This window comes from Pseudomonas sp. JAI115, from assembly GCF_014200835.1.
GTDB lineage: Bacteria > Pseudomonadota > Gammaproteobacteria > Pseudomonadales > Pseudomonadaceae > Aquipseudomonas > Aquipseudomonas putida_A.
Map to the genome: position 1 here is coordinate 12,496 of NZ_JACHCY010000005.1, position 20,672 is coordinate 33,167.

Annotated in this window: 19 protein-coding genes; 10 read left to right on the forward strand and 9 right to left on the reverse strand. The window is 61.6% G+C overall.

Annotated features, from left to right (window positions below; genetic code table 11):
* Nucleotides 1–114: 114 nt before the first annotated feature.
* Complete coding sequence (locus HDC30_RS13555; RefSeq protein WP_183783561.1) at nucleotides 115–1,473, forward strand: 8-oxoguanine deaminase; 1,359 nt, start codon at nucleotides 115–117, stop codon at nucleotides 1,471–1,473.
* Nucleotides 1,474–1,598: 125 nt separating this feature from the next.
* Here the strand turns inward: HDC30_RS13555 and HDC30_RS13560 are convergent, their stop codons facing one another.
* A complete protein-coding gene (locus tag HDC30_RS13560; protein WP_096794854.1) occupies nucleotides 1,599–2,690 on the reverse strand; it encodes a calcium:proton antiporter in 1,092 nt (363 codons plus the stop codon).
* A 286-nt stretch (nucleotides 2,691–2,976) separates the two neighbouring features.
* On the opposite strand from HDC30_RS13560, the gene HDC30_RS13565 reads away from it, so the two are divergent.
* The 3 genes from HDC30_RS13565 to HDC30_RS13575 all read left to right on the forward strand — a co-directional run bounded on the left by HDC30_RS13565 (nucleotide 2,977) and on the right by HDC30_RS13575 (nucleotide 6,196).
* Nucleotides 2,977–4,050, forward strand: coding sequence for a BMP family ABC transporter substrate-binding protein (locus HDC30_RS13565; RefSeq protein WP_183783563.1), 1,074 nt, complete (start codon nucleotides 2,977–2,979; stop codon nucleotides 4,048–4,050).
* 144 nt (nucleotides 4,051–4,194) lie between these two features.
* Nucleotides 4,195–5,160 (forward strand): 2-oxoglutarate and iron-dependent oxygenase domain-containing protein, encoded by a 966-nt coding sequence (locus HDC30_RS13570; RefSeq protein ID WP_096794852.1) that lies wholly within the window; start codon nucleotides 4,195–4,197, stop codon nucleotides 5,158–5,160.
* Between the two features lie 82 nt (nucleotides 5,161–5,242).
* Nucleotides 5,243–6,196 (forward strand): adenosine deaminase, encoded by a 954-nt coding sequence (locus HDC30_RS13575; RefSeq protein WP_003221371.1) that lies wholly within the window; start codon nucleotides 5,243–5,245, stop codon nucleotides 6,194–6,196.
* Between the two features lie 118 nt (nucleotides 6,197–6,314).
* Here the strand turns inward: HDC30_RS13575 and HDC30_RS13580 are convergent, their stop codons facing one another.
* The 3 genes from HDC30_RS13580 to HDC30_RS13590 form a co-directional block, all read right to left on the reverse strand.
* Nucleotides 6,315–7,697 (reverse strand): MFS transporter, encoded by a 1,383-nt coding sequence (locus HDC30_RS13580; RefSeq protein ID WP_150369578.1) that lies wholly within the window; start codon nucleotides 7,695–7,697, stop codon nucleotides 6,315–6,317.
* A 126-nt stretch (nucleotides 7,698–7,823) separates the two neighbouring features.
* Nucleotides 7,824–8,555 carry a helix-turn-helix transcriptional regulator gene (locus HDC30_RS13585; RefSeq protein WP_027613635.1) on the reverse strand — a complete coding sequence of 244 codons (732 nt, stop codon included), beginning with the start codon at nucleotides 8,553–8,555 and terminating at the stop codon, nucleotides 7,824–7,826.
* Nucleotides 8,556–8,870: 315 nt separating this feature from the next.
* A complete protein-coding gene (locus tag HDC30_RS13590) occupies nucleotides 8,871–9,800 on the reverse strand; it encodes a LysR family transcriptional regulator (RefSeq protein WP_027613634.1) in 930 nt (309 codons plus the stop codon).
* 118 nt (nucleotides 9,801–9,918) lie between these two features.
* On the opposite strand from HDC30_RS13590, the gene HDC30_RS13595 reads away from it, so the two are divergent.
* The 3 genes from HDC30_RS13595 (at nucleotide 9,919) to HDC30_RS13605 (ending at nucleotide 11,585) form a co-directional block, all read left to right on the forward strand.
* On the forward strand, nucleotides 9,919–10,212 hold the full coding sequence (locus HDC30_RS13595; protein WP_183783566.1) for a putative quinol monooxygenase: 294 nt from the start codon (nucleotides 9,919–9,921) through the stop codon (nucleotides 10,210–10,212).
* 32 nt (nucleotides 10,213–10,244) lie between these two features.
* Nucleotides 10,245–11,258, forward strand: a complete 1,014-nt coding sequence (locus HDC30_RS13600) for a zinc-binding alcohol dehydrogenase family protein (RefSeq protein WP_183783568.1) — start codon at nucleotides 10,245–10,247, stop codon at nucleotides 11,256–11,258.
* Nucleotides 11,259–11,411: 153 nt separating this feature from the next.
* Nucleotides 11,412–11,585 (forward strand): hypothetical protein, encoded by a 174-nt coding sequence (locus tag HDC30_RS13605; RefSeq protein ID WP_166496092.1) that lies wholly within the window; start codon nucleotides 11,412–11,414, stop codon nucleotides 11,583–11,585.
* A gap of 5 nt (nucleotides 11,586–11,590) precedes the next feature.
* Here HDC30_RS13605 and HDC30_RS13610 read toward each other — a convergent pair whose 3' ends face one another.
* Both HDC30_RS13610 and HDC30_RS13615 read right to left on the reverse strand, forming a co-directional pair.
* Nucleotides 11,591–12,793 (reverse strand): multidrug effflux MFS transporter, encoded by a 1,203-nt coding sequence (locus HDC30_RS13610; RefSeq protein ID WP_183783570.1) that lies wholly within the window; start codon nucleotides 12,791–12,793, stop codon nucleotides 11,591–11,593.
* A 205-nt stretch (nucleotides 12,794–12,998) separates the two neighbouring features.
* Nucleotides 12,999–13,199: a heavy-metal-associated domain-containing protein gene (locus HDC30_RS13615; RefSeq protein WP_096794848.1), complete on the reverse strand. Its 201-nt coding sequence runs from the start codon at nucleotides 13,197–13,199 to the stop codon at nucleotides 12,999–13,001.
* A 148-nt stretch (nucleotides 13,200–13,347) separates the two neighbouring features.
* Between HDC30_RS13615 and HDC30_RS13620 the strand changes: the two genes are divergently transcribed.
* From HDC30_RS13620 to cueR, 3 genes are all read left to right on the forward strand, one after another.
* A complete protein-coding gene (locus HDC30_RS13620) occupies nucleotides 13,348–13,731 on the forward strand; it encodes a hypothetical protein (protein WP_027613629.1) in 384 nt (127 codons plus the stop codon).
* Nucleotides 13,732–13,924: 193 nt separating this feature from the next.
* Entirely contained in the window at nucleotides 13,925–16,318 is a 2,394-nt protein-coding gene (locus HDC30_RS13625; RefSeq protein WP_183783571.1) for a heavy metal translocating P-type ATPase, read from the forward strand.
* On the forward strand, nucleotides 16,315–16,728 hold the full coding sequence (gene cueR, locus HDC30_RS13630; protein ID WP_183783573.1) for a Cu(I)-responsive transcriptional regulator: 414 nt from the start codon (nucleotides 16,315–16,317) through the stop codon (nucleotides 16,726–16,728). The genes HDC30_RS13625 and cueR overlap by 4 nt, the downstream gene beginning before the upstream one ends.
* On the opposite strand, the gene HDC30_RS13635 is transcribed toward cueR, so the two are convergent.
* From HDC30_RS13635 to HDC30_RS13645, 3 genes are all read right to left on the reverse strand, one after another.
* Nucleotides 16,682–17,896, reverse strand: coding sequence for an MFS transporter (locus HDC30_RS13635; RefSeq protein WP_183783576.1), 1,215 nt, complete (start codon nucleotides 17,894–17,896; stop codon nucleotides 16,682–16,684). The genes cueR and HDC30_RS13635 overlap by 47 nt on opposite strands.
* Before the next feature lie 232 nt (nucleotides 17,897–18,128).
* The gene (locus tag HDC30_RS13640) at nucleotides 18,129–19,025 is read right to left on the reverse strand and encodes a PA4780 family RIO1-like protein kinase (RefSeq protein WP_003221347.1); all 897 of its coding nucleotides are present in this window, start codon (nucleotides 19,023–19,025) and stop codon (nucleotides 18,129–18,131) included.
* Nucleotides 19,026–19,348: 323 nt separating this feature from the next.
* Nucleotides 19,349–20,626, reverse strand: a complete 1,278-nt coding sequence (locus HDC30_RS13645) for an acetyl-CoA C-acetyltransferase (protein ID WP_183783578.1) — start codon at nucleotides 20,624–20,626, stop codon at nucleotides 19,349–19,351.
* Nucleotides 20,627–20,672 lie beyond the last annotated feature (46 nt).

Here is a 20,672-nt window from a genome sequence, read left to right on the forward strand (position 1 = left end):
TCCGGCGATTTGTTTGAAACTCCGCACCTCGTCCAACGCGGCGACCCTGGATCAGCAGACAGGGCAACACTGAGCTGGCAACCCTGAACCCAACTTTCAGAGGAGCCGGCCACAATGCCTGCGACCCGTACCTGGTTAAAAAATCCCCTCGCCATTTTCACGGCCAACGCGCTTGATGCCCGTGGCGGTCTGGTGCTGCAAGACGGCGTGATCGTCGAAGTGCTGGCGGCCGGTCAGCAACCGTCCGCACCGTGCAACGAAGTGTTCGATGCCCGCGAGCATGTGATCCTGCCGGGCCTGATCAACACCCATCACCACTTCTATCAAACCCTGACTCGCGCCTGGGCGCCGGTGGTCAATCAGCCGCTGTTCCCGTGGCTGAAAACCCTGTACCCGGTGTGGGCACGGCTGACCCCGGAAAAACTCGCCCTCGCGACGAAAGTGGCTTTGGCTGAACTGCTGCTGTCGGGTTGCACCACTGCCGCCGACCACCATTACCTGTTCCCGGACGGTCTGGAAAACGCCATAGACGTGCAAGTCGAAACCGTGCGTGAACTGGGCATGCGCGCCATGCTCACACGCGGTTCGATGAGCCTCGGCGAGAAGGACGGCGGCCTGCCGCCGCAGCAGACCGTGCAGGAAGGTCAGGTGATTCTCGACGACAGTCAGCGCCTGATTCACGAGTACCACGAGCGCGGCGACGGTGCGCAGATCCAGATCGCTCTGGCGCCTTGCTCGCCGTTTTCGGTGACCCCGGAAATCATGTCGGCCAGCGCCGAACTGGCGAATAAACTCGACGTGCGTCTGCATACGCACTTGGCGGAAACCCTCGACGAAGAGGATTTCTGCCTGCAGCGTTTCGGCCTGCGCACCGTAGATTATCTGGACAGCGTCGGCTGGCTCGGCCCGCGCACCTGGCTGGCCCATGGCATCCACTTCAACCCGGATGAAATCGCTCGCCTCGGCCAGGCCGGCACCGGTATCAGCCATTGCCCGAGTTCGAACATGCGTCTGGCCTCCGGCATCTGCCCGAGCATCGATCTGACCGATGCCGGTGCGTTGTTCGGTCTGGGCGTGGACGGTTCGGCCTCCAACGACGCGTCGAACATGATTCTCGAAGCGCGTCAGGCGTTGTACATCCAGCGCCTGCGTTACGGCGCGGAGAAGATCACCCCGGAACGCGTGCTCGGCTGGGCGACCAAAGGCTCGGCGAGCCTGTTGGGACGTACCGACATTGGTGAACTGGCGGTGGGCAAGCAGGCGGATCTGGCGTTGTTCAAACTCGATGAGCTGCGTTTCTCGGGCAGCCATGATCCGATTTCGGCGCTGCTGTTGTGCGGTGCCGATCGTGCGGATCGGGTGATGATTGGCGGCAAGTGGCGCGTGGTGGACGGTCAGGTTGAGGGGCTTGATCTCAAAGGCCTGATCGCCGATCACAGCCAGGCGGCTCGGCAGTTGATCGCCGGCACCTGATCCACCGCCGATGAAACCCTGTAGGAGTGAGCCTGCTCGCGATAGCGGTGTGTCAGAGAAGAATATCTCGACTGACACTCAGCTATCGCGAGCAGGCTCACTCCTACAATTGTTTTGTGGTGGGCTTAAAGGCCGAGCAGGGAGAGCATGATAAACGTCGCAAACAGCACAAAGTGAGTCATGCCTTCGATGGCATTGGTCTCGCCGTCATTCAGGTTGATCGCACTGACAATCAGCGTGATGAAGATCATCACCGTCTGCACCGGGGTCATCGCCATCTGAAACGGCTGACCGGTGTACAGCGCCATCGCTTCCATCACCGGCACGGTGAGGATCACCGTCGACAGTGACGCGCCCATCGCAATGTTCACCACCGATTGCATGCGGTTGGCCAACGCGGCACGCAACGCCGTCAGAATCTCCGGCGCCGCGGAAATCGCCGCCACCAGAATCGCCGTGATCACCGGCGGTGCACCGGTACCTTCCAGGCCCAGATCGAGGGTCTTGGACATCACTTCGGCCAGAGCGCCGATCACCACCACGCCGAACACCAGAATACCGATCGACCAGGTCAGGCTCAGCGGTTTCGGTTCATCTTCCACCGGCTCTTTCTTGCGGCGTTTGTCCGGGTAGCTGTAGCTGAAAAAATAACTGTGCGGCCCAACCTGCATCCGCAGGAACAGCGCGTAAAGCACCACCATCGCACCAATGGTGAACGCTGAATAAATCTTCCAGTTGGCCGCCGGAATAAACTCCGGCACCACCATCGATACGCCCATGGCGGTGAGGATCATCACGCTGTAGCTGCGTGCCGAATCATCGTTGTACGACTGCTCGCCGTGCTTGAGCCCGCCCATCAACGCGGCGAGGCCGAGGATGCCGTTAATGTCGAGCATCACCGCCGAATAGATCGTGTCCCGCACCAGCGTGGCGGACGCCTCGTTGCTCATCATGATCGCCAGGATCACCACTTCCACCAGCACCGCAGCGAGGGTCAGGATCATCGTGCCGTAGGGGTCGCCGACTTTTTCTGCGAGCAGTTCGGCATGATGGGCGACGCGCATCGAGGCGGCGACGATGAAGGCGATCAGCACCAGACCGCAGATCAGCGCGACGATCTGGCCGCTGTGGAGCATCCAGTGTTCCAGCGGATAAGCGATGCACGCGGCGATCACCGCCAGCAGCAGAAAGCTTTCTTGCTTGAGGATCGTGAGCATGGCGGGCCTTTTTGCCGAGAGATTCGAATGAGCTACTGACTGCGGCGCGGCGCTAACGTTTCGTTACACCTTAGCGCACCAGTGGATGGCAGCTGGTTCAGACATGCACTTTTATCGGCCTTGCCGGCCTCTTCGCGAGCAGGCTCGCTCCCACATTTGATCGCGTTGCCCTGTGGGAGCGGGCTTGCTCGCGAAGGCCGCACCTCGGTTTTGGATTGTTTGTTGTCCTGTTGGTCAGCAATTTGCATTGCCCCTGACCACACACAACAAAATGGAGCTCCAATTCATGCAAATACGTCCGCTGTACAAACTGCTGTGCGCCGCCATCGGTCTGGGGATCAGCCTGAGCGCCAGCGCTGCCGATCCGCTGAAGGTCGGTTTCGTCTACATCGGCCCGATTGGCGACCACGGCTGGACGTATCAGCATGAACAGGGGCGCAAGGCACTGGCGGAGAAATTCGGCGCGCAGATCAGCACCAATTACGTCGAGAACGTGGCCGAGGGCGCCGACGCCGAGCGGGTGATCCGCAACATGGCCAAGGACAATTACGACCTGATTTTCACCACCTCCTTCGGCTACATGAACCCGACGCTGAAAGTCGCCAAACAGTTTCCCAAGGTCACCTTCGAACACGCCACCGGCTACAAGCAGGACAAGAACCTCGGCACCTATCTCGCGCGCACCTACGAGGGTCGTTATGTCGGCGGTTTCCTTGCAGCGAAGATGACCAAGACCAAGAAGGTCGGTTACGTCGCCTCGTTCCCGATTCCGGAAGTGATCCGCGACATCAACGCCATCCAGCTGGCGCTGAACAAGTACAACCCCGGCACCGAGATCAAAGTGGTGTGGGTCAACTCGTGGTTTGACCCGGGCAAGGAAGCCGACGCCGCCAACGCCCTGATCGATCAGGGTGTGGACGTGGTGTTCCAGCACACCGACAGCCCGGCGCCGATTCAGGCCGCCGAACGGCGTGGCGTGTACGCCGTGGGTTACGCCTCGGACATGGCGCACTTCGGCCCGAAAGCGGTGCTGACTTCGATCGTCAACGACTGGGCACCGCACTACATTCAGGCGACCCAGAGCGTGATCGACCACAACTGGAAATCCCAGGACTACTGGGGCGGGCTGAAGGAAGGCACGGTTGAACTGCCGATCAGCGATCTGGTTCCGGCACCAGTGAAAGCCGAGGCTGAGCAGATCATTGCCGACATCAAGAGCGGTAAGTTGCAACCGTTCACCGGGCCGATCAAGGATCAGGCCGGCGTGGAGAAAATCCCTGCTGGGGTGAGCGCAACCAATGCCGAATTGGCGTCGATGAACTATTACGTGGAAGGGATGAAGGCCGAGATGCCGAAGTAATCCTCCGACTCACCACACAAAACCCTGTGGGAGCGAGCCTGCTCGCGAAAGCGGTGTGTCATTAAACAAAAATGTTGTCTGACACTCCCTCTTCGCGAGCAGGCTCGCTCCCACATTGGAACCCAGCGTATTCAAGGATTGTGTATGAACAGTCTTCCGATCATCGACATCTCACCGCTCTACACCAACGACCAAAACGCCTGGCCCGCCGTCGCCGCACAGATCGACCAGGCCTGCCGCGAATGGGGCTTTTTCTACATCAAGGGCCACCCGATTTCCGCACAGCGCATCGACTCGCTGCTCGACCACGCCCAGCGTTTTTTTGCGCAACCGACAGAAGAAAAACTCAGGATCGACATCACCCAGACCCGTCACCACCGCGGCTACGGCGCTATCGCCACCGAGCAACTCGACCCGGACAAACCCAGCGACCTCAAAGAAACCTTCGACATGGGCCTGCACTTGCCGGCGGATCATCCCGAGGTGCTCGCGGAAAAACCGCTGCGCGGGCCGAATCGTCATCCGGCACAAGCAGGCTGGGAGGCGCTGATGGAGCAGCATTACCTCGACATGCAGGCGCTCGCGCAAACCCTGCTGCGGGCGATGACGATTGCGCTGGGGATCGAACGCGACTTCTTCGATTCGCGCTTCGTTGAGCCGGTCAGCGTACTGCGGATGATCCACTACCCACCACGCCACACCGCCAGCAGCGCCGAACAGCAAGGCGCCGGAGCGCACACCGATTACGGCTGCATCACCCTGCTCTACCAGGACAGCGCCGGCGGCCTGCAAGTGAAGAACATCAACGGTGAATGGATCGACGCGCCACCGATTGACGGCACCTTCGTGGTCAACCTCGGCGACATGATGGCGCGCTGGAGCAACGACCGCTATCGCTCGACCCCTCACCGGGTGATCAGCCCGCTGGGGGTGGATCGCTATTCGATGCCGTTCTTCGCCGAGCCGCACCCGGACACCCGCATCGAATGCCTTCCCGGTTGCCAGGACGCACAGCATCCGGCGAAATATCCGACCACCACCTGCGCCGAATTCCTGCTGTCGCGCTTCGCCGATACCTACGCCTATCGGCGCGAGCCGCAAGCGGTGTGATGGATCGCTTGGTCAGGTTTTGCCAATTGTTTCGGCGCGCATCTGTAGAATGGCCGCCATCTGCACCTGATGAGAAAAGAATATGTACGATTGGCTCAACGCCCTGCCCAAGGCCGAACTGCACCTGCATCTGGAAGGCTCGCTGGAGCCTGAGTTGCTGTTCGCCCTGGCCGAACGCAACAAGATCGCCCTGCCGTGGAGCGATGTCGAAACCCTGCGCAAGGCTTACGCCTTCAACAACCTGCAGGAATTTCTCGACCTGTATTACCAGGGCGCCGACGTGCTGCGCACCTCGCAGGACTTCTACGACCTGACTTGGGCCTACCTGCTGCGCTGCAAAGCGCAGAACGTGATTCACACCGAACCGTTCTTCGACCCGCAGACCCACACCGACCGGGGCATCCCGTTCGAAGTGGTGCTCAACGGCATCGCTGCGGCACTCAAGGATGGCGAACAGCAACTGGGCATCACCAGCGGTTTGATCCTGAGCTTCCTGCGCCACCTGAGCGAAGACGAAGCACAGAAAACCCTCGATCAGGCGCTGCCGTTCCGTGATGCGTTTGTCGCCGTCGGTCTCGACAGCTCCGAGATGGGTCACCCGCCAAGCAAGTTCCAGCGTGTGTTCGACCGCGCCCGCCACGAGGGTTTCCTGACCGTCGCCCACGCCGGTGAAGAAGGCCCGCCGGAGTACATCTGGGAAGCCATCGACCTGCTGAAGATCCAGCGTATCGACCATGGCGTACGCGCCATCGAAGACGAGCGCCTGATGCAGAGGATCATCGACGAGCAGATCCCGTTGACCGTGTGCCCGCTGTCGAACACCAAGCTCTGCGTGTTCGATCACATGTCGCAGCACAACATCCTCGACATGCTAGAGCGTGGGGTGAAGGTCACCGTCAACTCCGACGACCCGGCGTACTTCGGTGGTTACGTCACCGAGAACTTCCATGCGCTGCATGAACACCTGGGCATGACCCAGGATCAGGCCAAGCGTCTGGCGCAGAACAGCCTGGATGCGCGTCTGGTAAAACCATAAGTACAAAGCAAATCCCCTGTGGGAGCGGGCTTGCTCGCGAAAGCGGTGTGTCAGCCGACATATTGGTTGAATGACACACGGCCTTCGCGAGCAAGCCCGCTCCCACAGGGTGCTGTGTTCAGCCGGCGATCTCTGCTTCAGTCAGCTCTTCCAGGGTTTTACCGCGCGTCTCCATCCCGAACAGCCACACCACCCCCGCCGCAATCGCAAAGCACAGCGCGCCCAGCGCAAACACCCCGCCCTGCCCGGTAATCGGGAACACCAGCCCGGTCACCAGCGGCCCGAGCAACGAGCCGACACGGCCAATCGCCGAGGCAAAGCCCGAGCCTGTGGCGCGCGCCGAAGTCGGGTACAACTCCGGCGTATAGGTGTAGAGCACCGCCCACATGCCGAACAGGAAAAACTGCATCAGCAGCCCCGAGCTGATCAGCAAGGCGACGTTGCCGCCGAACACCGCGCTCTGCCCGTAGAGAAACGCCATCACCCCGCCGCCAAGCAACGTCACGATGCACACCGGCTTGCGCCCCCAGCGCTCCACCAGCCACGCCGCCATCAGGAATCCGGGAATCCCGCCCAGAGAAATCAGCACGGTGTAATACACCGACTGGGTCACGGCAAAACCCGACTGTTGCAACAACGCACTGAGCCACGACGTCAGCCCGTAAAAACCGAGCAAGGCGAAAAACCACAGGCTCCAGATCATCGTCGTGCGCTGGCGATATTGCGGCGACCAGATCTGCCTGAGCGCCGAGAAGAAGTTGCCCGGCGGCGTCACTGTTCTTGGCAGGCGCACCGGCTCAGGCAGCGTCGCGACCCCGAACGAGGTGCGCACGCGCGCCTCGATCGCGCTCAGTACTTTGTCCGCCGCCTCATGGCGTCCGGCTTGCTCCAGCCAGCGCGGTGATTCGGGGATAAAGAACCGGATCGCCAGCACAAACACCGCCGGCACCGCCAACACCAGGAAGATATCGCGCCAGCCAATCAGCGGCAGCAGAAAGTACGACAGCACCCCGGCGGCAACAAAACCCAGCGGCCAGAAACCGTCCATCAATGCAATGTAGCGCCCGCGCCGCTGCGCCGGGATCAACTCCGAAAGCATCGACTGTGCAATCGGAAACTCCATGCCCATGCCGATCCCCAGCAGGATCCGGAACAGCGTCAGGCTCTCGACCGTTTGCGCGGTCGAACACAGATAACTGGCCACGCCCCACAACACGATGCTCCACTGAAACACCGGTTTGCGCCCGAAACGATCGGCGAGCATCCCCGATAACGACGCCCCCAGCACCATGCCGAAAAAACTCGAACTGGCGAGCAGGCCAGCCTGTGCACTGCTCAAGCCGAACTCGGTTTTGATCGAGCCGAGCAGGAACGTCATCATGGCCAGGTCCATGGAGTCGAAAAAGAACGCCAGGGCAATGATGATGAAAATAACCCGGTGATAACCGCTGAGCGGCAGCCGTTCCAGGCGTTCTGCCGCGCTGAAGTCTCGCGTATCCATGCCCATCCCCTCCGCAATGTGTGCGGATCGAGTGTGCGCGATAACGCCTCAGCGCTTTTTCTGGATACGACCTGTTCGCAGTCACAGGCGACGCCAGCGTCGAAGTGTCGGCCGGCGAACGCTCTATTACGCCAATTCCAGCTCGGTTTCCTTGGCGAACCGCTGGATTTCCCGCTGCCCGGCCGAGGTCACTTGCAAGGCTCGGGAGTCCTTGGGCAGCACCAGCCAGCCGGACTGCATGAACAGTTGCAGCACCGCCGCGCCGAGTGAACCGCCCAGGTGCGGGCGACGTTCACTCCAGTCCGGACAGGCGCACGCCACCTGAGCCTTGCGATGAGCGAGGGCCTGGATGAACACACCGCGGTTGGCCAGTTGCGTCGAGCCTTTGAGGGTCACCACGACCCGCTGCTCGATCTGTTCGAGCCAGCCGGCATCGAGCAGACGCTGATACAGATCGGCGGCCAGCGTGCCACCCAAATGATCATCGCAAAAGCGCGCACGCAGCAGTGAAGACGGCGCAGTCCGGGGATTGGCGCTCGGTGCCGAGCGTTTGAATACGTGAGGAATTTCCCGCGGTGCGCTGGCGATCGTGGCACTGGCCAGCGCTTCGATGGCCGCCGCGATCTCCGGGGCTGCCAGACGGAAAAAGCGCTTGCGCCCACGGACCTCGACTTTCAACAGGCCCCCGGCGGACAAACGCCCCAGATGCGCACTGGCCGAAGATGGCGACAACCCTGCCAGCAGCGCCAGCTCTTCGGTCTGGCGTGCCGAGCCATCCATCAACGCCCACATCATCGCACTGCGCTTGGGGTCGGCCAGCAGCGTGGCGATCTGGCTGATGCAAGGTGCATGTTCCATGTATTCACTCCCTGTTGAATCGTATCGTCTACTGCTCGAAGACATCTTGACCAGTAATGGGTCATCGGCCAAGACGGGTAAAACGCCATGAACCGGAGCAAGCCAGGCCGGTGCTGCGGCACCCGTCAATGGAGTGTCCGCGGCGTTTGTGCAGCGCTCGCCCGGCTCTGAAAAACCGGCCGGATTCAGTCCTGACCGGTTATCGGTGCAGGTTTGAGGCGGTCGCTAGTATAAGCGGGATGCACGCTGCTTCCTGCGCCGTGGCTGACACGAATGGTGATAGTTCCTGAGTGAAATTTCGCTAATTGCCTGCGACTAATGATCAACTTTCGGGAAATGGGGAAATTGACTACTCAATTCGGCGCATCGGCTGGCGAGCATTTCCCTCAAAAGGTTCACCGGCTTACTCAATTGTGCGCGATGGGCGCACAACAGATTCAGCGGAGCACGCTCACAGAGCAGCTCTGGCAGCAACACTTTGAGGCGCCCGGCGAGCACATCCGTGCCGACATCGAGCCACGATTTGTAGGCGATGCCCGCCCCCGCCACCGCCCACAACCGGACGACGTCGGCGTCATCACTGAAGCGATCGCCACTGACCGTCAGGCCGACTTCACGTTTGCCGTCATGAAAACTCCAATGGTCGTGCACGCGACTGCCGAGCATGTACAGCAGGCAATTGTGCTGCGCCAGTTGTTCGAGCTGACGCGGTTCGCCGTGGCGCGCCAGGTACGCCGGCGATGCGCAGAGCACGCGGCGATTGTCCGGAGCGATGGGCAGGGCCACCAGGCTCGAATCCTCGGGTTCGCCATAACGCAGGGCGATGTCCACCGGCTGGCGGAACAGGTCGGCGATGCGATCACCGAGCAACAGGCGCACGGTCAGTTTCGGATGCTCGCGCTGAAACTCGTCGAGCCACGGCAACAGCAAGTTGCGCCCGAAATCCGAAGGCGCCGACAACTGCAGGATGCCGCTGACCTGATCCTGCGCGCTGGAGAGAAATCGCCGGCCTTCGTCCAGCGAACTCAACGCGGCCCGCGCGTATTCGAGGAAGCCTTCGCCCTCGGCGGTCAGACGCAGGCTGCGGGTCGAGCGCGCCAGCAAACGCACGCCCAGTTGCTGTTCGATGCGTTTGAGCGCGGCGCTGGCCACTGCCGCGGACATGTCCATCACCCGCGCCGCTGCCGACAGGCTGCCCAGATCCGCCGCGCGAACGAACAACTGTAAATCGTCGAAACGCAGCATTCTCAGCCTCGATTATCAAAAAAATATTGAAAGAGACTGCTCTTTTAGCCGGTTTTATCGCGCCGAGAAATAGCCAATGATGGGTTCAAGCAAATTTATCCCGCGACTGGAGCCGCACATGTCCCAAGCATTCACCGCCATCGCCACCCTGATCGCCAAACCCGGCCAGCAGGACACCCTCGAAAACGCCCTGCGCGAACTGGTTGAGCCGAGTCGCGCCGAAGAAGGCTGCAGCCAGTACGACCTGCATCGCGACCTCGCCGATCCGCTGACCTTTTATGTGATCGAACACTGGGCCAGCGAGGAAATCCTTTCGGCGCACAACGCCAGCGGGCATTTTCAGAACTTCCAGGCCGTCGCCGGCCACTGCATCGAACACTTTCAATTGAAACGTCTGGGCGCCATCGCCTGAGCCCTTCTTCTATTACCGTTACGGAGCAAGTCATGAAAGCCATCGCCTATTTCGCCTCCCTGCCGATCAGCGACGAAAAATCCCTGCAAGACATCGAACTGCCGGAGCCGGTCGCCGGCCCGCGCGACCTGCTGGTGGAAGTCAAAGCCATCTCGGTCAACCCGGTCGACACCAAGGTGCGGCAGAACGTGGCGCCGGAAAACGGCGCAGCAAAAGTACTCGGCTGGGACGTCGCCGGTGTGGTCAAGGCCGTCGGCAGTGAAGTGACGCTGTTCAAGGCCGGCGACAAAGTGTTTTACGCTGGCTCCATCGCCCGTGCCGGTGGCAACAGCGAGCTGCACGTGGTCGATGAGCGCATTGTTGGCCACATGCCCAAATCCCTCGGTTTTGCCGAAGCCGCCGCGCTGCCGCTGACCGCGATCACCGCGTGGGAACTGCTGTTCGAACGCCTGCAGATCCGTGAGGGCAAGACCGATGAAGGTCAAAGCCTGCTGATCGTCGGCGCCGCTGGCGGCGTCGGTTCGATCCTCACCCAACTGGCCAGCCAGTTGACCGGCCTGAAGGTCATCGGCACCGCGTCCCGTGCACAGACTCGCGACTGGGTGACGGAGCTGGGCGCCGACCTGGTGATCGACCACAGCCAGCCGCTGAGCGAAGAACTGAAACGCGCCGGCATCGATCACGTGACCCACGTCGCCAGCCTGACCCAGACCGATCTGCACCTGGAGCAACTGGTCGAGGCGTTGGCCCCGCAAGGCAAACTCGCGCTGATCGACGATCCGAAGTCGCTGGACGTGAGCCAGCTCAAGCGCAAGAGCCTGTCGCTGCACTGGGAGTTCATGTACACCCGCTCGCTGTTCGAAACACCGGACATGATCGAGCAGCACAAGCTGCTCAACCGCGTGGCCGAGCTGATTGATGCGGGGACGTTGAAGACCACCGTCGGCGAGCATTTCGGCACGATCAACGCGGCGAACCTGCGCCGGGCGCATGAGCTGCTGGAAAGCGGCAAGGCCAAGGGCAAAATTGTTTTAGAAAGTTTCTGAAAACCCGGACGTCGTAATCAGCGCCAGTCCTTTCAAGGGCTGGCGCTGTTTTTTGCCGTCAGTCAGATGCTTGATCGTTGTCACAAATCCGATCGTATTCAGGTCTACACTCGAAGCCTCTGCGATGCATCTTTTACACAAGGGAGGTCAGTAATGAAGATCCTGATAAAAGAAGTGGCAAAGTCCCAATGGCAGGTTCGCCTGGACCAGCACGCCGTGACCTTTCGCAGTGAAGCCGAGGCGCTCGCCTTCACCCGCACCCTCGAAGCGCGCCTGCACGCGCCCCATCGGATTCCCGACCCCGGACAGCAACGCGCCGTCGGCTGAGGCAGTCAGGCTTCGGCCTGTGCTTGCGCCAACGCCCGGGCATTCTGCAAATGCCGGGTGTACATCGCGACGCTCACCACCAGCAACCCGCACAGGCTGATGACCATGGCCATCGGCATGGCGCTGCCATCGTGCAGAACGCCCACCAGCGAAGCCGCGCCGGAAGCCACGCTGAACTGCAGGCAGCCCATCAGTGCCGACGCACTACCGGCACGCGCACCCTGGCCGTTCATTGCACACGCCGCTGCGTTGGGCAGGATGCAGCCGAGGCTGGCGATACACACGAACAACGGGATCAACAGCGGCCACAACGCTTCGGTGTGCAGCGAGCTGACCGCGAGCAAAGAAACCCCGGCCAACAGATACACCCACACCGCCCGTGCCAGCAGGAATGCCGGACCGCGCTTGGCCAACAGCCGCGCATTGACCTGGGCCACCAGAATGAACCCCGCCGCATTGGTGCCGAACAGCCAGCCGAAATGCTCGGCGGGTACGCCGTACAGTTTGATGAAGACGAACGGCGAACCGGCGATATAGGAAAACATCCCGGCGACCGCGATCCCACCGGTCAGGGCGTGCCCGAGAAACACCCGGTCGCCAAACAGCCGGCCGTATTGGCGCAACGCACCGGACAACGGCTGGCGCGGCACGTAATCCGGCAGACTTTCCGGCAGCCCCAGCGCTACAGCCAGGCCGGCCAGTGCGCTGAAGCCAGTAAGTGCGAGGAAGATCGACTGCCAGCCCGTGGTGTTGACCAGCAGACCGCCGAGCAACGGCGCGAGAATCGGCGCCAGGCCCATCACCAGCATCAACTGCGAAAAGACTTTCGCCGAACCGACCGCATCGCACTTGTCGCTGACCACCGCCCGGGAAATCACCATCCCCGCGCAGCCGCCCAGCGCCTGAACGAAACGCGCACCGATCAGCCATTCCAGATTCGGTGCGTAGGCACAGGCCAGCGAGGCCAGGGTGAACAGGCCGACACCGACCAACAGCGGCAGGCGCCGACCAAACCGGTCGGCCACCGGCCCATACAGCAACTGCCCGATCGACAGACCGGCGAAATAGGCCGCCAGGGTCAGTTGCACATGCTTTTCATCAGTGCCAAAGGCCAGCGCCATCGACGGGAACGCCGGCAAATAGAAGTCGATCGCCAGCGGACCGAAGGCGCTCAGGGCACCGAGAATCAGAATGGTACGGAAGTTCATCAGGCATCCAGGTGGGATAGAAGTCGGCAGCCCGACAGTCTAGCCGCGCTGAGACACCTTGAACATTCCGATAGCTCGCTAACTATTAGAAAGTCAGACGAACTGCACAGCAAAGATCAAAAGATCGCAGCCTTCGGCAGCTCCTACAGGAGTCGCACCAATACCCTATAGGAGCTGCCGCAGGCTGCGATCTTTTGGCTTTTGATCACCCGGCCAATTTTACCGGGTAGCCCTCTTCGCTGATCACCTCGATCACTTGCTCGGCACTCAGCGAACTCTCGACACCAACTTCTTTAGCCGCCAGATCGACCCGTACGCTGGCCGCCGGATCCTTCGCCTGCACGGCGTTGGTGATGGCTTTGACACAGTGGCCGCAGGACATGCCTTGAACGTTGAACACTTGCATGGATGGACTCCTTTGAGTGAGGTTGCCGGCAGTGTCGAGCTTGCCACCATGGCAAGGTCAAGTTCTGCAGAAAACTGCCGGGCTGGCAATCGGCGTCGTGCTCAGCCAAGCTGCGTGCATCAATGACTCAAATTCAGGAGATTCAGCCATGCGCTGGTCAGCTTTCAGCCTGTTTGGCTTGCTCAGCCTCTTTGCCGCCCTGCCCCAGGCCAACGCGACCGGTGAGGACTACGCCGTTCTGATCATCTCGCGCGAGCGTCTGGAAGTGCCCACTCCCTGCGAGATTGGCGTGTACGTCAATGATGAACTGGCAGCGCGCCTGCTGCAGGAACAGACCACTTCGTTCAACCTGCCCCACGGGACGATTTCCATCCGTCTGAAACAATTGCCTGGCCAGGTGCCGGGTTGCCAGGCAGGCATGCTCGCGCCGCCGGCGCAGGAGATCTCGCTCAAGGCCGGCGATGTGCTCAAGTACCGGATCGCGGCAAATGCCAAAGGCTTGTACCTGCGACCTGCCGCCCTCGAATACTAGGTAAAACCAGACTGTGGGAGCGGGCTTGCTCGCGAATGCGCTGTGTCATTCAGCGATGATGTTGACTGACACACCGCATTCGCGAGCAAGCCCGCTCCCACACTGTTTTTGTAGTGAGTCAAATATTGGCGCTTGACCTTGCCCGCGTGGCAAGGTTGATCCTTGTAGGCATCTTCTACAGGGAGTAAGACCGATGTCCGATTCCATCACTTTCGATCTGCCGATTGCCGGCATGACCTGCGCCAGTTGCGCCGGACGTGTCGAGCGGGCGTTGCGCAAAGTCAGCGGCGCCAGTGCCGTCAGCGTCAATCTCGCCACCGAACAGGCCCGCGTCCAGGCGCCTGGTGACAGCTTGCCGGCGTTGATGGAGGCGGTTGAACGCGCCGGTTACAGCGTGCCACAGCAGACGGTGGAGTTGAGCATCGACGGCATGACCTGCGCCTCGTGCGTCGGTCGCGTCGAGCGCGCCCTGAACAAAATCCCCGGGGTGAAGAGCGTCAGCGTCAACCTCGCCAACGAACGCGCACACCTCGAATTGCTCGGTCAGGTCGACATTCAGTCGCTGCTCGATGCTGTAAGCAAGGCCGGTTACTCGGCCAGCGTCTGGCAAGCCGAACACCCGGCCACCGATAACCAGCAACAGCGCCTGCAACATGAACGCTGGGCGCTGATCTGCGCGATCGTCCTGGCGTTGCCGCTGGTGTTGCCGATGCTGCTGCAACCGTTCGGCATTCACTGGATGCTTCCGGCCTGGGCGCAATTCGCCCTCGCCACCCCGGTGCAATTCATTTTCGGTGCACGTTTCTACGTGGCCGCGTGGAAAGCCGTGCGCGCCGGCGCCGGTAACATGGACTTGCTGGTGGCCCTCGGCACCAGCGCCGGTTATGGCTTGAGCCTGTACGAATGGGCCACCGCCGCCGGGCGCATGCCGCATCTGTATTTCGAAGCCTCGGCGGTGGTGATCGCCCTGGTGCTCCTCGGCAAATACCTGGAAAGCCGCGCCAAACGCCAGACCGCCAGCGCCATCCGCGCTCTGGAAGCCTTGCGTCCGGAACGGGCGATTCAGGTCATCGACGGTCGCGAGCAGGACGTGGCGATCAGCGCCCTGCGTCTGAACGATCAGGTCTTGGTCAAACCCGGTGAACGTTTCCCGGTAGACGGCGAAGTACTTGAAGGCCAAAGCCACGCCGACGAAGCGCTGATCAGCGGCGAAAGCCTGCCAGTGCCAAAACAGCCGGGCGACAAGGTCACCGGTGGTGCGATCAACGGTGAAGGCCGACTGCTGGTGCGCACCACCGCCCTAGGCGCAGAAAGCGTGTTGGCGCGAATCATCCGTCTGGTCGAGGACGCTCAGGCGGCAAAAGCACCGATCCAGAAACTGGTGGACAAGGTCAGCCAGGTGTTCGTGCCCACCGTGTTGCTGATCGCCCTCGCCACCCTGATCGGCTGGTGGCTGTACGGCGCGCCTATGGAAACCGCATTGATCAACGCGGTCGCTGTGCTGGTGATTGCCTGTCCATGTGCCCTCGGCCTCGCCACGCCGACGGCGATCATGGCCGGCACGGGTGTGGCTGCGCGTCACGGCATTCTGATCAAGGACGCCGAAGCGCTGGAACGTGCCCATGCAGTCGACAACGTGGTCTTCGACAAGACCGGCACGCTGACTTCCGGCACCCCGCGTATCGCCCATTTCAGTGCGCTGGATGGCGATGAAAATACCCTGCTGAGACTGGCCGGTGCCCTGCAACGCGGCAGCGAGCATCCGCTGGCCAAAGCCGTGTTGGACGCGGCCGCCGAGCGTGACCTGAGCGTGCCGGATGTCAGCGACAGCCAAGCCCTGACCGGACGCGGTATCGCTGGCACGCTTGATGGTCGGCGCCTGGCGCTGGGCAATCGGCGCTTGCTGGAAGAAAGTGGCCAGAGCGCGGGCAATCTCGCCGAGTCCGCAAAGGCCTGGGAAAGCCAAGGCCGAACCCTGTCGTGGCTGATCGAGCAAAGCCCGGAACCGCGTGTACTCGGCTTGTTCGCCTTCGGCGACACGCTCAAGCCCGGCGCACTGCAAGCCGTGCAGCAACTGGCCGTCCGCGGTATTCACAGCCATCTGCTGACCGGCGACAACCGTGGCAGTGCGCGCGTGGTGGCCGAGGCGCTGGGCATTGAAAACGTTCATGCCGAAGTGCTCCCCGTCGACAAAGCCGCGACCGTCGCCGAACTGAAGAAAACCGGCGTGGTGGCGATGGTCGGCGACGGCATCAACGACGCCCCGGCACTGGCGGCGGCCGACATTGGCATCGCCATGGGCGGCGGCACCGACGTAGCGATGCACGCCGCCGGCATCACTCTGATGCGCGGCGATCCACGGCTGGTGCCGGCAGCACTGGAGATCAGCCGCAAGACTTACGCGAAGATCCGCCAGAACCTGTTCTGGGCCTTCGTCTACAACCTGATCGGCATTCCGCTGGCAGCGCTCGGCTTCCTCAATCCAGTGCTGGCCGGTGCGGCGATGGCGCTGTCGAGCGTCAGCGTGGTGAGCAATGCGCTACTGTTGAAAACCTGGAAACCGAAGGATCTGGAGGAGCACCGATGAACATCGGCCAAGCGGCCCGGCACAGTGGCCTGAGCGCAAAGATGATCCGCTATTACGAGTCGATCGGCCTGCTCAAGGCTGCCCATCGCACCGACAGCGGCTACCGGGTCTACAGCGACGATGACCTGCACACCCTGGCGTTCATCAAGCGTTCGCGGGACCTGGGTTTTTCCCTTGAGGAAGTCGGCAAGCTGCTGACCCTGTGGCAGGATCGCCAGCGTGCCAGTGCCGATGTGAAAGCGCTGGCGCGTCAGCACATCGACGAGCTGAACCGGAAGATCCGTGAACTCGGCGAGCTGCGCGATACCCTGCAGGATCTGGTCGAGCACTGTAATGGCGACAATCGCCCCGATTGCCCGATCCTCAAGGAACTGGCGTCGGGCTGCTGCGCGCAACCCGCCCGCGCCTGAGCGCCAGCCACTTCACGGCCAACAATGTGCCGAGCGGGATGCCGTGGAACAGCATGACCACGGCACCCGGCGTCCACCAACCGTAAAACGGCGCGGCAATCAGCATGCCGACGCCGAACCCGGTCATTTGCAGCAAGGTCAGGAAACTGAAAATCGGCAGCCGCAAATGCTCCGGTTCACGTTGCAGGCGCGACATCAGGCCGACTTCAGAAATACCGTCACCCAACCCCGCCGGCAGGGAAAACAGCAGCAGACCGAAAAGGCTGTGCTGCTGGAACATCAGGATGAAACCGCAGGACATCAACGCCACGCCGAAGAAATACCGTCGCTCCAGATCACGGTTATCCGTGCCTTTGAGGCGACTGGCAATCCGCGCTCCGAGCAGTTTGCCGCTGGCCCACACCGCCAGCATCAGGCCCAGCGTGGTGCTGGCCGAATCAGGTGTGAGCAATTTGGAGATGATCGGGAAGCCGACGTTGTGCGCGGCACTGCCCAAGGTGTCGGCCATGGTCACGGCAAGCATCGCGGCGATCACCGGAGCGCTGCGCAGGCCTTGTTTCAGGGCTGACCATTCGCCGCGATCGCTGGTTGATTGCTCGTTGACTTCTGCAACGGCGAAGCGCAACGGCGCAATCAACAACGCCGCCAGCACATAGGTCAGCGCGTTGAGCGCGAAGACCGTTTCGAAACCGAAGGCCGCCACCAGCAAGCCGGACACCAGGCTGCCGCCGACCATCGCTGCGGATGACGCCGAGGTGATCCAGGCATTGGTTTTCAATAGCTGCGCCGGTTCGATCAGCCGTGGCAACTGACTGTTGAGGCCGATGGCGAACATCGAGTTGCCAAAGCCCAGGCCGAAAGCGATTACCGGCAACAGCAACGCCTGCTGGCTCAGCGGCAGGATCAATAGCAGGCCAAGCAGCGCCGCGCGTAGCAGATCGAAGGCGATCAGCGGCACCCGACCATTCCAGCGCCGATAGAAGCGCGTACCGATCAGACTGGCAAAAATCCCCCCGCCGACCCGACTGGCGAGGAACACCCCGACGCTCATGGCGCTGTTGCTCAGCAGGTAAACGTAAGTCGCCAGCGCGACCATGTTGAGGAAGGCGCCGAAGTCGGAGATCAGCCGGGCGGTGATGATCAATTGGGTGTTGCGTGGGGTGATCACATTCAGTCCTTGAGTGTGCCGAGGCCGGACAGATTCACACACAACTATTAGCAACACCACCCATCCTCTGTGGGAGCGAGCCTGCTCGCGAAAGCGGTATGTCAGTCAACAGGGATGGTGACTGGTAAGGCCCCTTCGCGAGCAGGCTCGCTCCCACAGGGGGATCTGCGGTGGTTCTGGAAATGCGGCAGGCACAAAAAACCCGGCCGAAGCCGGGTTTCTGTTCAAACGCTTACTGCATCCACGGTGGCGGAGGCGGTTCGTCGGACTTGCCTTTGGGCTCGTCATCCGCCGCACGGATCGCCTGCTTGCGCTCTTCGTCGAGCCGCGCCGCTTCGATCTCGCGCAACACTCCGCCAACGTCGGCCAGGTCTTCAGGATCGTCGAACTCGCCGGTCAGCACGCTGTTGGGGTGCAAGGTGCCGGCTTCGTACAGCGCCCACATTTCTTTCGCGTAGCGGGTCTGCTTCAGCTCCGGGGCAAAGCGCCCGAAGTACGAAGCCATGTTGCCCACATCGCGCTCGAGCATGCTGAACGCGTGGTTGTTGCCAGCGGCATCCACCGCCTGCGGCAGGTCGATGATCACCGGGCCGGTCGGGGTCAGGAGCACGTTGAACTCCGAGAGGTCACCGTGCACCAGACCGGTACACAACATCAGCACGATCTGCGAGATCAGGAACGCGTGATACTCGCGGGCCTGATCCGGCTCCAGCACCACATCGTTCAGACGCGGGGCGGCATCGCCATATTCGTCGGCCACCAGCTCCATCAGCAGCACGCCATCCAGAAAGTCGTATGGCTTGGGCACTCGCACGCCGGCACCGGCCAGACGGAACAGCGCCGCGACTTCGGCGTTCTGCCAGGCGTCTTCGGTCTCTTTGCGACCGAATTTCGAGCCCTTGGCCATCGCCCGGGCCTGCCGGCTGTTACGCACCTTGCGGCCTTCCTGATACTCGGCTGCCTGGCGGAAACTGCGTTTGTTCGCCTCCTTGTAAACCTTCGCGCAACGTAACTGGTTACCGCAGCGCACCACATAAACAGCTGCTTCTTTACCACTCATGAGTGGGCGCAGCACTTCGTCGACCAGACCGTCTTCGATCAGGGGTTCAATGCGTTTTGGAGTCTTCATCAGCTTTTATTGTGGGTCCTTTATTACCAAACACGCGAATGTCACTCGTTATACGGCAATCCTCGCGCTACGGGGAGGGGTTGCCGACCTGTGAACCCTGTGGATGCACACACTGTGCCGAAATAATCGACCGTTGCCGATCATAGCTGAGCCGGTTTGAAATGTTGGCAATCAGCGTCGAGGGCATTTGCGACAGAATCTGACATCGCATGCATTTCCCTCCTGTGGGAGCGGGCTTGCTCGCGAAGGCGGTGTGTCAGCCACAATTACTACGACTGACACGGCCCCTTCGCGAGCAAGCCCGCTCCCACAGGGGATTGCGCTCAACGTTCGATGATCGCGGTGACACCCTGGCCGCCAGCGGCACAGATCGAAATCAGCCCCCTGCCCTTGCCCGCCGCATCCAGCAGTTTTGCCAGGTTGGCGACAATCCGCCCGCCGGTCGCGGCAAACGGATGCCCCGCCGCCAGCGAGCTGCCTTTCACATTCAGCCGGCTGCGGTCGATCGAACCCAGCGGTGCGTCCAGCCCCAAACGCGTCTTGCAGTATTCGGGGTCCTCCCAGGCCTTGAGCGTGCACAGCACCTGCGCGGCAAACGCTTCGTGAATTTCGTAGTAATCGAAGTCTTGCAGGGTCAACCCATTACGCGCCAGCAAGCGCGGAACCGCATACACCGGCGCCATCAACAGCCCTTCGGCACCGTTGACGAAATCCACCGCCGCCGCTTCGCCATCGCGCAGGTAGGCGAGGATCGGCAGACCACGTTCTTTCGCCCATTCCTCGCTGCCCAGCAGCACCACTGAGGCGCCGTCGGTGAGTGGCGTGGAGTTGCCTGCCGTCAGCGTGCCCTTCGCGCTTTTTTCGAAAGCGGGTTTGAGCGTGGCGAGTTTTTCCAGGGTCAGGTCCGGGCGCAGGTTGTTGTCGCGGGTCAGGCCGAGGAACGGCGTCATCAGGTCGTTGTGCCAGCCTTCACTGTAGGACGCGGCGAGTTTGTGATGGCTTTCGAGGGCCAGTTGATCCTGCTCCTCACGGGGGATGTTCCAGGTCTGCGCCATCAGTTCGCAGTGCTGGCCCATCGACAGACCGGTACGCGGTTCGCCGTTACGCGGGAATTCCGGGATCAGGTGCCGCGGACGCAGTTGCAGAAAGGTTTTCAGCTTGTCGCCGGTGGTCTTGGCGCGGTTGGCCTGCAGAAGGATTTTGCGCAAGCCTTCGCTGACGCTGATCGGCGCGTCCGAGGTGGTGTCAACGCCACCGGCAATGCCGCAGTCAATCTGGCCGAGGGCGATTTTGTTGGCCACCAGCAGCGCCGCCTCCAGTCCGGTGCCGCAGGCTTGCTGGATGTCATAGGCCGGGGTGGCCGGCGACAGCCGCGAGCCGAGCACGCACTCGCGGGTCAGGTTCATATCCCGTGACAATTTAAGCACCGCACCCGCCACCACTTCGCCGATGCGCAGGCCGTGCAGGTTGTAGCGTTCGATCAGGCCTTCCAGGGCAGCAGTGAGCATCACCTGATTGCTGGCAGTGGCGTACGGCCCGTTGGAACGGGCGAAAGGAATACGGTTACCACCGATGATGGCGACGCGGCGCAGCTGACTCATGAAAAGCTCCTTGTTGATCCGAATTCATGGAAATCCCTGTGGGAGC

Coding starts and splice junctions, on each gene's coding strand:
- HDC30_RS13555 (WP_183783561.1), top strand. CDS start 115: ATGCCTGCGACCCGTACCTGGTTAAAAAATCCCCTCGCCATTTTCACG.
- HDC30_RS13560 (WP_096794854.1), bottom strand. CDS start 2,690: ATGCTCACGATCCTCAAGCAAGAAAGCTTTCTGCTGCTGGCGGTGATC.
- HDC30_RS13565 (WP_183783563.1), top strand. CDS start 2,977: ATGCAAATACGTCCGCTGTACAAACTGCTGTGCGCCGCCATCGGTCTG.
- HDC30_RS13570 (WP_096794852.1), top strand. CDS start 4,195: ATGAACAGTCTTCCGATCATCGACATCTCACCGCTCTACACCAACGAC.
- HDC30_RS13575 (WP_003221371.1), top strand. CDS start 5,243: ATGTACGATTGGCTCAACGCCCTGCCCAAGGCCGAACTGCACCTGCAT.
- HDC30_RS13580 (WP_150369578.1), bottom strand. CDS start 7,697: ATGGATACGCGAGACTTCAGCGCGGCAGAACGCCTGGAACGGCTGCCG.
- HDC30_RS13585 (WP_027613635.1), bottom strand. CDS start 8,555: ATGGAACATGCACCTTGCATCAGCCAGATCGCCACGCTGCTGGCCGAC.
- HDC30_RS13590 (WP_027613634.1), bottom strand. CDS start 9,800: ATGCTGCGTTTCGACGATTTACAGTTGTTCGTTCGCGCGGCGGATCTG.
- HDC30_RS13595 (WP_183783566.1), top strand. CDS start 9,919: ATGTCCCAAGCATTCACCGCCATCGCCACCCTGATCGCCAAACCCGGC.
- HDC30_RS13600 (WP_183783568.1), top strand. CDS start 10,245: ATGAAAGCCATCGCCTATTTCGCCTCCCTGCCGATCAGCGACGAAAAA.
- HDC30_RS13605 (WP_166496092.1), top strand. CDS start 11,412: ATGAAGATCCTGATAAAAGAAGTGGCAAAGTCCCAATGGCAGGTTCGC.
- HDC30_RS13610 (WP_183783570.1), bottom strand. CDS start 12,793: ATGAACTTCCGTACCATTCTGATTCTCGGTGCCCTGAGCGCCTTCGGT.
- HDC30_RS13615 (WP_096794848.1), bottom strand. CDS start 13,199: ATGCAAGTGTTCAACGTTCAAGGCATGTCCTGCGGCCACTGTGTCAAA.
- HDC30_RS13620 (WP_027613629.1), top strand. CDS start 13,348: ATGCGCTGGTCAGCTTTCAGCCTGTTTGGCTTGCTCAGCCTCTTTGCC.
- HDC30_RS13625 (WP_183783571.1), top strand. CDS start 13,925: ATGTCCGATTCCATCACTTTCGATCTGCCGATTGCCGGCATGACCTGC.
- cueR (WP_183783573.1), top strand. CDS start 16,315: ATGAACATCGGCCAAGCGGCCCGGCACAGTGGCCTGAGCGCAAAGATG.
- HDC30_RS13640 (WP_003221347.1), bottom strand. CDS start 19,025: ATGAAGACTCCAAAACGCATTGAACCCCTGATCGAAGACGGTCTGGTC.
- HDC30_RS13645 (WP_183783578.1), bottom strand. CDS start 20,626: ATGAGTCAGCTGCGCCGCGTCGCCATCATCGGTGGTAACCGTATTCCT.